The 11,945-nt window shown below is 55.6% G+C and carries 12 protein-coding genes; 6 read left to right on the top strand and 6 right to left on the bottom strand.

All coding sequences use genetic code 11. The features are described from left to right. Window positions 1-1,140: a UDP-4-amino-4-deoxy-L-arabinose aminotransferase gene (arnB, locus tag AC2T6E_RS20085; RefSeq protein ID WP_486693001.1), complete on the bottom strand. Its 1,140-nt coding sequence runs from the start codon at window positions 1,138-1,140 to the stop codon at window positions 1-3. 323 nt (window positions 1,141-1,463) lie between these two features. Then, the gene (locus AC2T6E_RS20080) at window positions 1,464-1,970 is read right to left on the bottom strand and encodes a phenolic acid decarboxylase (RefSeq protein WP_108417671.1); all 507 of its coding nucleotides are present in this window, start codon (window positions 1,968-1,970) and stop codon (window positions 1,464-1,466) included. A 99-nt stretch (window positions 1,971-2,069) separates the two neighbouring features. Here AC2T6E_RS20080 and AC2T6E_RS20075 point away from each other — a divergent pair, with 99 nt between their 5' ends. Both AC2T6E_RS20075 and AC2T6E_RS20070 read left to right on the top strand, forming a co-directional pair. Further along, window positions 2,070-2,951 carry a LysR family transcriptional regulator gene (locus tag AC2T6E_RS20075; RefSeq protein WP_458593100.1) on the top strand — a complete coding sequence of 294 codons (882 nt, stop codon included), beginning with the start codon at window positions 2,070-2,072 and terminating at the stop codon, window positions 2,949-2,951. A 32-nt stretch (window positions 2,952-2,983) separates the two neighbouring features. Continuing rightward, window positions 2,984-3,778 carry an SDR family NAD(P)-dependent oxidoreductase gene (locus tag AC2T6E_RS20070; RefSeq protein ID WP_108417669.1) on the top strand — a complete coding sequence of 265 codons (795 nt, stop codon included), beginning with the start codon at window positions 2,984-2,986 and terminating at the stop codon, window positions 3,776-3,778. 4 nt (window positions 3,779-3,782) lie between these two features. Here the strand turns inward: AC2T6E_RS20070 and AC2T6E_RS20065 are convergent, their stop codons facing one another. Continuing rightward, entirely contained in the window at window positions 3,783-4,310 is a 528-nt protein-coding gene (locus AC2T6E_RS20065; protein ID WP_312959440.1) for an NlpC/P60 family protein, read from the bottom strand. A 237-nt stretch (window positions 4,311-4,547) separates the two neighbouring features. On the opposite strand from AC2T6E_RS20065, the gene AC2T6E_RS20060 reads away from it, so the two are divergent. Beyond that, the gene (locus AC2T6E_RS20060; protein ID WP_089598690.1) at window positions 4,548-5,210 is read left to right on the top strand and encodes an HAD family hydrolase; all 663 of its coding nucleotides are present in this window, start codon (window positions 4,548-4,550) and stop codon (window positions 5,208-5,210) included. 60 nt (window positions 5,211-5,270) lie between these two features. Here AC2T6E_RS20060 and AC2T6E_RS20055 read toward each other — a convergent pair whose 3' ends face one another. After that, window positions 5,271-6,296 (bottom strand): TerC/Alx family metal homeostasis membrane protein, encoded by a 1,026-nt coding sequence (locus AC2T6E_RS20055; protein WP_120159402.1) that lies wholly within the window; start codon window positions 6,294-6,296, stop codon window positions 5,271-5,273. A 329-nt stretch (window positions 6,297-6,625) separates the two neighbouring features. Between AC2T6E_RS20055 and AC2T6E_RS20050 the strand changes: the two genes are divergently transcribed. Further along, entirely contained in the window at window positions 6,626-7,960 is a 1,335-nt protein-coding gene (locus tag AC2T6E_RS20050) for an MFS transporter (RefSeq protein WP_148401146.1), read from the top strand. A gap of 35 nt (window positions 7,961-7,995) precedes the next feature. Here AC2T6E_RS20050 and AC2T6E_RS20045 read toward each other — a convergent pair whose 3' ends face one another. Then, on the bottom strand, window positions 7,996-8,733 hold the full coding sequence (locus tag AC2T6E_RS20045) for an IclR family transcriptional regulator (protein ID WP_010436618.1): 738 nt from the start codon (window positions 8,731-8,733) through the stop codon (window positions 7,996-7,998). A gap of 169 nt (window positions 8,734-8,902) precedes the next feature. On the opposite strand from AC2T6E_RS20045, the gene AC2T6E_RS20040 reads away from it, so the two are divergent. After that, on the top strand, window positions 8,903-9,595 hold the full coding sequence (locus AC2T6E_RS20040; RefSeq protein WP_278436144.1) for an RraA family protein: 693 nt from the start codon (window positions 8,903-8,905) through the stop codon (window positions 9,593-9,595). Continuing rightward, window positions 9,595-10,548 (top strand): NAD(P)-dependent oxidoreductase, encoded by a 954-nt coding sequence (locus AC2T6E_RS20035; RefSeq protein WP_454540203.1) that lies wholly within the window; start codon window positions 9,595-9,597, stop codon window positions 10,546-10,548. Before AC2T6E_RS20040 ends, AC2T6E_RS20035 begins: the two co-directional genes overlap by 1 nt. A gap of 32 nt (window positions 10,549-10,580) precedes the next feature. Here AC2T6E_RS20035 and AC2T6E_RS20030 read toward each other — a convergent pair whose 3' ends face one another. Beyond that, window positions 10,581-11,777, bottom strand: coding sequence for a BaiN/RdsA family NAD(P)/FAD-dependent oxidoreductase (locus tag AC2T6E_RS20030; RefSeq protein WP_454540204.1), 1,197 nt, complete (start codon window positions 11,775-11,777; stop codon window positions 10,581-10,583). Between the last annotated feature and the right edge of the window lie 168 nt (window positions 11,778-11,945).

Below are 11,945 nucleotides of genomic sequence, written 5' to 3'. Positions count from 1 at the left end.
TCAATGTCCTGCAAGCTGATGGAGCGCGGTAATGACGCGGGTTGTGTCGTCATGGGTCATGTCCGGGAAAAGGGGGAGAGAACAAATGCGCGCGCTGTTCCATTCGGTGTTCGGCAGGGACACCTCCGGGAAATGCTCGCGATAGTATTTTTGCGTGTGGGCCGCGCGGAAATGCAGGCCGGTACCGATGCCCTGCTCTTTCAGCGCGGCCATCAGGGCATCGCGCGAGATGCCGCACCGGGCTTCATCCACGCGAATAATAAACAGGTGCCAGGCGTGCAGATGTGGCCAGGCCGGGGTGCGCAGCGGCTGGAAAGGGGTATCCGCGAGTTCAAGCCCGTAGCGGTCGGCAATGTCGCGACGGCGCTTATTGGCCTCGCCCAGCTTGCCGAGCTGCACCAGCGCCAGCGCGGCGTTGATATCCGCAAGGTTGTATTTGAAGCCGGGGGTGATGACCTCCGCCTGCGGCGCGCGGCCGTGGGTCTGGCGGTCATAGGCATCTACGCCCAGACCGTGGAACTTCAGGCTGCGGATTTTTTGCGCCAGCTGTGCGTCATCCGTCACCACCAGGCCCCCTTCGGCGCAGGTCATGTTTTTGATGGCGTGGAAAGAGAAAATTGCCGTCCCCTGCCAGCCCACGTGGCGGTTTTTGTAGTAGGTTCCGGCGGCATGGGCGGCATCTTCAATGACGGGAATACCGTGGCGTTCACCGACGGCGCGAATGGCGTCGATATCGCACGGCGCGCCCGCATAATGCACCGGCACAATGGCTTTCGTGCGGGGCGTAATGGCGGCCTCGACCGCCTCAGGCGTCACCATCAGCGTCTCTTTGTCGACGTCGATCATCACCGGCGTGGCGCCCAGCAGCACGATCATATTCAGCGTCGACACCCAGGTGAGGGAGGGGGTAATCACCTCATCGCCGGGACCGACATCCATCGCCATCAGAGTGACATGCATCCCCGCCGTGGCGGAGGAGACGGCAATCGCATGACGGTTTCCGGTAAGCGTACAAAACGCGTCTTCCAGCGCCTGATTTTTCGGCCCGGTGGTGATCCAGCCGGAGGTTAATACCTCCTGCACTGCGGCGATTTCCTCAGCGCCCATTGAAGGACGAGAAAACGGCAAAAAATCACGCATTATTAATTTCCTTGAGATGTTTAAGGCAACTTTTTGATATTAACCAAATGCCGACGCGTTTATTTCAACGAACCATAAACTCATCTCAAGGTAACGTTCATTTCTTAGGGAAAAATTAAGATAGCGAAAAAGAGGAATAGCCAAACAACTAAAATCAATTAATAAACAAAGAGTTAATAAATTATGAATTATTTATTTTGTGATTACGCTCACCGTTAACGCGCTTTTTATCTAAACCAAACATCAACAAACAAAAAATTCCCGACCATTTCGAATAAATATGAAATGAGCCGGGAACTTTTCTTTTTAGTTAATTGTCGCGCTTATTTTAAATTATCAGGAAAGTTTTTTGGAAGTTCACTGGCAGCGCACGCAATAACGCTTTCATCGTTAGCACCGCAGTCGCGAACAAAAGTAATAGTGGCAAATTCATCAATCACTTCGGTTGGATATGCCGGGCCCGCATCGCGATAGCTATTCATCAGCGGAATGTGATCGTTCTGGAAGCAGACGGTTTTTTCCGGATTGTTCATTACCCAGCGCGGGAAGAAGATCGTGCCGTGGAACAGGCTATCGCCCAGGTTCACAATCAGGCTCACGTCGGTGCCGGTGGGCTCGGTCCAGGAGATTTTATAGATGCTCTCCCCAACGCGGACGATGTACGCCTGCTGGTCTTTCACCCAGCGGTTGCCGACCAGGCCGCTGTGAATACGGTAATCGAGGGTGTTTTCGTTTTTGACGTAAATTTCATAGTTCCAGCCATTATCGTAGGTATAAACCAGATGTTTGCCGACGAAGCCGCTTAAATCATGTTTGTCGAAGGTGTTCATAAGATGTCTCCTTTGTTTTGATGAGACGATCTTATTCCTTCAAAAAACGAATGAATAACGCTATCTTTGAATCAAATTCATCCAAATTTTAGATTAATTATGCACAAGACGACGCTCGAACAATGGGCCTTGCTGGAGAGAGTGGTGGAGGCTGGCAGCTTTGCTAAAGCAGCGGAAGAGACCCACCGCAGCCAGTCTTCGGTCAGCTATAACCTGTCGCTGCTGCAGGAGCGGCTGGGCGTGGCGCTGCTGATGGCGGAGGGAAGACGGGCCGTGCTCACTCCCGCAGGGGAATTATTACTGAATCAGGTCAAACCGCTGCTGAAGGCGTTCTCTTACGTCGAGACGCGCGCCGCGACGCTGCAGAGCGGCATGCGGACCCGGCTCGACCTCATGGTTGACAGTATCTTCCCGCGTCGCCGCCTGTTCGCCATTTTGCGGCAGTTCCAGCAGCGCTATCCGCAAACGCAGGTGCGGCTTACCGAAGTGCTGGAAAACAGCCGCGACGATGCGCTGAATGATGAAGCCGACGTGATGATCCTCACCCGCCGCCAAGACATTACCGGACTGGGCGAATGGCTGATGAATATCGACTTTGTCGCCGTTGCCCATCACGAGCACCCTCTGTTTGCACTTGATGCCCCGCTGAACGATGAACTGCTGCGCCCGTGGCCGCTGATCCAAATTGCGGACAGCCAGCCTGCTGCCCGCCCTGCTGGCGGGTCCTGGACATTTTCCACCATTGATGCCGCCATCGAAGCGGTGATGAACCAGGTTGGATACGGCTGGCTGCCGGAAGAGCGTATTCAAACGCAGCTGGAACAAGGCGTTCTGAAAGCGCTGCCGCTCAGCCACGGCGTGCGCCGCGCGACGCCGCTGCACCTCATCGTTAAGCGCTCGCTCAGCCCGCTGGATGAACAGGTGGACACCTTGCTGCACCTTTTTAAACAGGAGCCGCCATCCTCACCTGCTACGCTTTAAGGTCTGAACGTTAAAACCACAAGGAGCGGAGCATGAAAATCGATTTTACGGGGAAAGTGGCGCTGGTGACCGCCTCAACCGGCGGGATTGGGTTCGCTATCGCCCGAGGGCTGGCTGAAAGTGGTGCGGAAGTGATTGTGAATGGCCGCAGCACGGACTCGGTGAACAAGGGTATTCAGCAACTCCAGCAGGTCGTGCCCGGCGTGCAGGTGCGGGCGGCCATTGCCGATCTCAGTACACCGGAAGGGGTGGACGCGCTGCTGAACGTGGCAACGAACGTCGACATTCTGGTCAACAACGCGGGGATTTACGGCCCGCAGGATTTCTACTCCACCGACGATGACACCTGGGAGCGTTACTGGCAGACCAACGTCATGTCCGGCGTGCGCCTCTCCCGCGCCCTGCTGCCCGGCATGGTGCAGAAAGGCTGGGGGCGCGTGGTGTTTATTTCGTCCGAATCGGCCTGCAATATTCCGGCGGATATGATCCACTATGGCGTGACCAAAACGGCGCAGCTCTCGCTGGCGCGCGGGCTGGCGAAATTTGTAGCCGGAAGCGGCGTCACGGTTAACAGCGTCCTGCCAGGACCGACGATGTCTGACGGTTTTGCCGAGATGATGAAGGACGAGATCGAGAAAACCGGGAAATCGCTGGAGCAACTGGCGAAAGAGTTTGTGATGGCTAATCGCCCCAGCTCGGTGATTCAGCGCGCCGCGACGGTGGAAGAAGTGGCGAATATGGTGGTGTATGTCTGTTCAACGCAGGCCTCCGCCACCTCCGGCGCGGCACTGCGCGTCGATGGTGGCGTAGTGGATGACATCATCTGAGCCGTCAGGCTGCAGCGCCCGCCACCCGGCGGGCGGTGATGAAATGTTCCTGCCAGTAGTTGTCCGTCAGGGTTGAAACCGTTACGCCCTGGCTGCTCGAAGCGTGAATGAACTGGCTATCACCAATGTAAACGCCCACATGCTTTCGGTTCGGGCCCGTCTGGAAAAACACCAAATCTCCGGCCTTCAAACGGTATTGCTCTACCTGCACACCGCGATGGATCTGCTCGCTCGTGGTGCGCGGCAGTTTCAGGTGTGCGGCATCACTGAAGAAGTGCTGCATCAGCGCAGAGCAATCCACCCCGCGATGCGTAGTTCCTCCCCACCGGTAGTGGGTCCCTTTCCATTTCTGGTATTGATCGAGAATGCGGGAACGTAGCGGACCCGTTTGCCGATGCATCAGCCCGGCCTTTGCCGGGGATGCCGACAGCTCGCTGTTCATTGACAACATGGAAGCAGGCAGTTGAAAACTAAATGCTGAAAACGAGGCAAAACTTAACGAGAGTATTGAAATAAGCGATCTAAGAGTCATATCAAAAAGAAGCAGTGAGTGAGTTTTTCCTTACGGGTGGGGCCAATGTTTCCCCAAAAATCGTGCAATGTGGCGATAATATAGACTGTTCGTTTTTCATCCAATTCTTATCGGGTCTGATTTTGGACTCTTCGGCCCTGTCGCAAGAATGAGAAAAAAACGCGCGTGGTATAAGGACTGTGGCGTTAAAGCAGGTAAACTAATGAGCAGAATGTGTATTTCAGCTAAGACGTATTTATGACCAATATGATTGCCGACGACGCCGTGGCCAAATCCCACGTGCTCTCTGTCTTTGACTTTGATGGAACATTGACGCATCACGACAGCTTTATCCCTTTCCTGCGCTTTGCCTTTGGCAAGCGTTACTTTGCGGGACGGCTGGTACGGATGGCGTTACCGACGCTCCACTGCGTGCGCCGCAAGCTAACGCGTGATGAACTGAAAGAGGTATTGATCAAAACGTTCCTGACAGGGGTGGACGAGCACTGGCTACGTCAGCAGGCGGAAGCCTTTTGTGAAAAATACTGGAACAAGCTGATGCGCCCTGAAGGGGTTTTAGCCGTGGCGGCTGAGGTGAATTCCGGTGCGGAAGTGACTATCTGCTCCGCCTCCCCGGCACTGGTGCTTCAACCGTGGGCGGATAAGCTCGGCATTAAGCTAATTGGTACGCAGCTGGAAGTGAAAAACGGCAAGCTGACCGGGCGTATCACCGGCAATAACTGCCGCTGTGCACAGAAAGTGGCGAGGCTGGAAAAGGTCTACGGCGATCTCAACACCTACCACCTGCGCGCCTGGGGTGACACCCGTGGTGACCACGAACTGCTGGCGGCTGCGCAGGATCCACACTGGCGTCACTTCCATCATCCGCGCAAGCGGCGGAATTCACCGATTAAGGGGTAAGTGCGGTCTTTTGCCCTCACCCCGGCCCTCTCCCACAGGGAGAGGGAGAAAAACGGTACATCAGGCCTCACGTTTCCCCGGGAACATCACGCTCGCAATAATCCCCAGCGCCAGCACGCCCAATACCACAAACAGACTGGCCGTCGCGCCAATGCTGTAACCGTGATGCCAGAAGTGATCGGTGGCATTCAGACCCAGCTTGAACGCCACAAAGAACAGCAGCAGCACCACGGCTTTCTCGAGGTGTACCAGGTACTGCTTCAGCGCTTCCAGCACGAAGTAAAGGGTACGCAGGCCAAGGATAGCGAACATCATGGCGCTGTAGATAATCAGCGGTTCGCGGCTCACCGCGATAATGGCCGGTACGGAGTCAAACGCGAACATTACGTCAGAGAGTTCCACCACCGCCACACAGAGCAGTAACGGCGTCGCGTAGCGCTTCGCTTTCTTCACGCGGCCAACCATGACGTCCTGGTTTTCTGGCTTCTCCAGCTCAGCATCCACCTCTTTTTGCGTCAGGATAAACGCGTGGCTGCTGATTTTCGGCCAGACCGGGTAAAAGCGTTTTACCAGACGATAAGCCAGATGACCGGAGTAATCTTCAACTTCATCGCTCTCTTCATTGCGCTTGAGCATCATCACCGCCGTCCAGCCGACGACCAGCGCGAAAACCACCTCAACGTACGGTCCCAGACTTAACAGGCTGGTGCCGATAGCCACAAAGATACCGCGGAAAACAATCGCCCCCAGCACGCCCCAGTAGAGCACACGGTGACGGTATTTATCCGGCACGCCAAACCAGGCGAAGATGGCCATCATCACGAACAGGTTATCAATGGAGAGAACTTCCTCCAGCGCGTAGCCGGTAAGGAACAGGCTCGCCATTTCGGCACCGTGGTGGATATACAGGAACCCGGCAAACGCCATCGCCATCGAGAACCAGAAAACGGACCACATCGCCGCGCTTTTCAGCGAGACAGGTTTATCGTGACGGTGCATGAAGAGGTCGATAAACATCGCCCCAACGGCCATTACGACAAAGACAACAACGGTTTCCGTCGGGAAACCGAGATGAGCAGCAGACATACACAACCCTTTTATAGAGGCAAAACACAGCACCATGCAGACTGGCGTAAACCAGCCGAGAAAAAGGGTGGACTGTTGATCAACGTCTCCACCCTCAAAACCGCAGCTCTGTGGCTGCGCAAGGTGTGTACTTTACCTCACAACGTAGGGTGGCGCATCTGCCGTTTAGACGCATTACGTTAAGAACTTTATATGTGAGTCACCTCTTATTTACATAATTTAAACCTTCCATTCACTGGATAAAAATAACGCATCGTCGCTATAGTGGTTTTGTTTAATAAAACCGAGTTGTACCTGATAAAACCAAGAATAAACCCTGCGAGGACACAATGACAGAACAAACATGTTATGGCGCAACCGCCACTGAGGAGATAGAAAAAGAGACGATGCGGAAAGTGATCTGGCGTATCCTGCCGTTTCTCATCGTCAGCTATCTGATCTCCATTATCGATCGCGGTAATATCGGCATGGCTTCGCTGCAGATGAATGAGGATCTTGGCCTCAGCAAAGCGGCATTTGGCTTCGCCAGCAGCCTTTACTTTGTGGCCTATTTTTTGTTTGAAGTGCCAAGCAACCTGGCGATGCAAAAAGTCGGCGCGCGGCTGTGGATCCCGCGCATTATGATTAGCTGGGGCATTGTGTCCATGTGTATGTCGCTGGTCCAGAACACCACGTCGCTCTATATCGTCCGTTTCCTTCTCGGCGCCGCAGAGGCGGGCTTCTTCCCGGGCGTCGTGCTTTATCTGACCTGGTGGATCCCTTCCCGTTACCGCGCACGCATTATTGCCTCCTTTATGGTCGCCATCCCACTCGCCAACTTCATCGGCTCCCCGCTTTCCGGGTTGATACTGTCCATGGACGGCTGGCTGGGTCTGCGTGGCTGGCATCTGCTGTTTATCATTGAAGGTTTGCCCGCCGTGCTGCTCGGCATTGCCGCCTGGTTTATTCTCCGCGATCGCCCTCATCAGGCGAACTGGCTCAGCAGTGAGCAGAAGCAATGGCTGGAAACCACGCTGGAGAGCGAGCGTAACCAGCAAAAGAATATTGGACATCAAACGACGTGGCAGTTATTGAAACATCGCCAAATCTGGCTGCTGGCGCTGATTTACGCTGGCGCATCGTCTGCTGGCACGACTATCAGCGTATGGTCTCCTCAACTGCTGAAATCCTTCCATCTCAATAATCTTGAGACAGGCCTGTTCAACGCCATCCCGTACGGTCTGGCATCCGTACTCATGATTGTATGGGGACGAAGTTCTGACCGAACCAACGAACGCCGCTGGCATACCGCGCTGACGCTTTTCATGATTGCCGCAGGCGTATTTGCCGCATTTGTCAGCGCCTCCCTTGCTGCCACCATCGTTATTCTCAGCATCATGCTCATCGGCGCTTATTCAATGAAAGGGCCTTTCTGGGCGCTGGCGTCCGGCTGGATGAGCAGTACCTCGGCGGCAGCAGGACTCGCCGCGATTGGCGCCATCGCGAACCTGATTGGCGGAGCAGTAATGGTCAATGCGTACGGCATTATCAATGAGCGGACGGGCAGTTATACGCTGGCTATGCTTCCGCTGGCCGCGCTGTGTGTGGCGGGGGGGATCGCGGTGCTGATGATGGGCCGACAGACCCGCAATACTCAGCTACACGAGAAGCAGGTCACAAATTAACGATAACAAAAGCGGGACGCATGTCCCGCTTTTCGTTAACGGTTTTCTTCTGCTGTATCGCTCGTTTCACCGTAAAACTGCTGGCAGAAGGGCTTACTCGCCCCCATTTTCTGTGACAGGCGGCTGGCAGTGTCATGCATCAACTGGCTGATACCTTGCTCCCTGCGGTCTTCTGTCAATCTTGATATGGGCCCGGTCAACGCCAACACCGCAATCAACTTGTCGTGAACACCGAAGACCGGCATTGCAAACGCAGCAGTATGGGGATCGCGGGCACCTGCGGTGTAGAGCGGAACAGCAGGCTCACCGTCCGGCAGGCGTTCATTGAGACCCCAATGGCGCAGAACCTGACTGATGGCAGAATCGTCCAGCGGGAACTGTGTGCCGGGAAGATTGCTGTGACGAAGCCCATGTGAGGCTTCAGCACGAAACAGGCACAGACGTTGCCCGCCCTCTAACACATACCAGCTGGCACTCTCCTGAGACGCCAGGGATAAAGCCTGTAGCTCAGGTTGAACTACCCTGGAAAGATGGAAAGACTGTTCATACAGCTTACCGAGGTAAAGCAGACGAGGGCCAAGCGCATAATTGCCGTCATCATGCCTGACGACATAGTTCATCCGTTCAAGAGAATTCATCAAGCGGTAAACCGTGGTTTTATGATAACCCGATAGCTGAGCCAGCGCGGTCAGCGTCAGGCTTTCATCGCCAGGACGGAAGCAATCCAGTAAAGCCAGCGCTTTTTCAACCGCTACAACGCCTTCATTCCCCATCATTATCTCCTTTTCAGCCCGGCAGTGAGTGTACCTCAAATTTTGTGAGTCACTTCGTGTTTACATCACAAACCCCCTCTCGGGTCTGGCTAAAAGGAAAGCAACACCGCTATAGTTGTTTCGTATTGTACACCTGCATTGTACACAGTAAAACAATATGGAGGCATTCATGTCCGTTTCTGAAAAACCAACGATCAATCGCCACTTCGAACGCGTTTCTGCTGAAGAGGTGCGCCAGGCCGCAGAGTATCAGGCAGCTATCCTCGCGGATGTTGCCGGACGCCGCGGCACGCTCCATGGCCGCATCAAGCCGCTGGCACCGCATATGGCCGTTGCGGGTCCGGCCGTCACCGTTGAGGTACGGCCAGGAGATAATCTGGCCATTCACGCCGCGATGGCGGTTGCCCGACCCGGGGATGTTCTGGTCGTCGATGGAAAAGGCGATCTGAGCTGTGCGCTACTGGGTGAAATTATGGCAACCCAGGCCCAGGCGAGCGGGATTGCCGGGATCATCATCGACGGAGCAGTGCGTGACGCTGACACGCTGAGCAAGGGTAACTATCCCATTTTCTCTGCCGGTCTGAATCCCTGCGGCCCGACAAAGTCTATTCCTGGCCGGGTTAACCATCCGATTTCCGTTGCCGGCGCGACGGTACAGGCAGGAGATTTAGTGGTAGCCGATATCGACGGCGTGGTGGTGATCCCGCGCGATGAGGTTCAGCAGATTATCGCCCTGGCAAAAGGAAAGCTGGAGATGGAGACTAAACGTCTTGCCGCCATCCGCGAGGGAGATTTACGTCCACACTGGCTTAACGACGCGCTGCGCAAGGCGGGCATGCTGGCGGACGGGGAGACGCTGTAATGGCAAACAAAAAGGTAGTCATTGTTACCGGAAGCGACCTGGCGGAGCAGGCCATGGAAATTTTGCAGGGTTTTGAGGTGGTGTTTGCGGGTCGCCAGCCCACGGAGGATGGGCTTATTGCGCTGTGCGAGCAGCATAACCCGGTGGCAATACTGGTACGTTACGGCAAAATAACCGCGAAAATCATGGATGCTGCGCCTGCCCTGAAGGTTATTTCCAAACACGGAAGCGGGATCGATGTGATAGACCAGGCGGCGGCGGCCGAGCGTAACATTGCCGTCCGATCCGCGCCGGGGGCAAACGCAGCGGCGGTGGCGGAACACACCTGGGCGTTGATTCTCGCCTGCGCCAAATCCGTGGTGTCCCTGGACACGCGACTGCGCGAAGGGCACTGGGACAAGGCCACGCATAAATCTATCGAACTGGAAGGGCTAACGCTGGGGCTGATCGGGCTGGGGGCGATTGGCTCGCGAGTGGCGAATATGGGTCACGTCTTTGGTATGCGGGTTCTGGCTTACGATCCCTACGCCAAATCAATGCCTTCCGTCTGCGAGCGCACTGATACCCTGACTGACCTTCTTTCCCGCTCCGATGTGATTTCTTTGCATTGTCCGCTCACCGACGAGAATCGGGGCATGATCAATACGGAGACGCTCGCGCACGTTAAGCGAAACGCTATCCTGGTGAACACGGCACGCGGCGGCTTGATTCACGACAGGTCATTGTTCGCAGCGTTAAAGGATGGAACACTGCACAGCGCGGGGCTGGACAGCTTTACCAGCGAACCGCTGACCGCGCCGCACATCTGGCAGGGCGTCGATAACATCATTATCTCCCCGCATATTGGCGGCGTCAGCGCAGCGTCATATATAAAAATGGGAACCGTTGCGGCCAGAAATATTGTAGACGTGTTGAATACGGCTGATGAAAGAACGCTTACCGTCAGCCGCTAGCCCGAAAATGGACGACCCGAAACGCCCTTCCGTCACGGTTTCTCTGCCAGCGCCTGCGCGCACGCCCAGGCACTTGCCCATGCCCACTGGAAGTTGTACCCGCCGAGCCAGCCGGTGACGTCCATCACTTCGCCAATAAAATAGAGCCCCGGTACGTTGCGGGCTTCCATGGTGCGGGACGAGAGCTCATTCGTATCGACCCCGCCCAGCGTGACCTCCGCCGTGCGGTAGCCCTCGGTGCCGTTTGGCTGAACGCGCCAGGCTGTCAGCGTCTCGACCAGCGCGTCCTGTTCGCGGCTGTTTAGCTGCTTAAGCGACACATCGGGGATCTGCCCCAGCACCTGCAGGCACTCCACCAGACGCTTCGGCAGCTGCATCGCCAGGGTATTTTTCAGGCTCTGATTCGGGTGCGCGGTACGCTGTTCGTTGAGGAATGCGTCCAGATCGCAGTCCGGCACCAGGTTTACCGTCACAAATTCGCCCGGCTGCCAGTAGCTGGAGATTTGCAGCACCGCCGGACCGGAGAGACCGCGATGGGTAAAGAGCAGGTTTTCACGGAACACCGTGCCGTCTTCGGCGGTAATGACCGAGGGAACGGACACGCCGGAAAGCGTCTGGAGCTGTTCCAGAAGCGGTTTATGCAGCGTGAACGGCACCAGACCGGCACGCGTCGGCAAGACTTTCAGGCCAAACTGTTCGGCAATTTTATAGCCGAACGGGGACGCGCCCAGCCCCGGCATCGACAGGCCGCCGCTGGCGATCACCAGGCTGTCGGCACTGACGGTTTCACCGTTCAGCTGTAGCCTGTAACCCTGCTCGTCGCGGGCGACTTCCAGCACTTCGGTGCGCAGGCGCATCGTCACGCCACCCTTCTCGCACTCGGCCACCAGCATATCGACAATCTGCTGCGCGGAGTCGTCGCAGAACAGCTGGCCCAGCGTCTTCTCATGCCACGCTATGCCGTGCTTACCCACCAGATCGATAAAATCCCACTGGGTGTAACGCGCCAGCGCAGATTTGCAAAAATGACGGTTTTGGCTCAAATAGGCCGCGGGTTCAACATACAGATTAGTAAAGTTGCAGCGCCCGCCGCCGGACATCAGGATCTTACGGCCTGGCTTTTTACCGTTATCCAGCAGCAGCACGCGACGACCCGCCTGTCCGGCCATCGCCGCACAAAACATACCCGCCGCACCGGCGCCAATTACCACGGCATCAAACCTTTCCACGTCAAAATCCTCTTCGTTAACTGCCGCGGATTGTAAAGTTTCCTCTGTGGTCACACCAGCGTAAAAAGATATTACAAAGCCATTTCATTGATATTTAAAGATTATCCTTTCAGGCACTTTTCCCAAATCAGGTGGTATGTCAAAAAAAGTCTATATTTCACTTTGCCC

This window comes from Enterobacter sp. B79-1, from assembly GCF_057444735.1.
The sequence above is the reverse complement of the archived record's forward strand: the minus strand, read 5'-3'. Positions and strand labels throughout refer to the sequence as shown.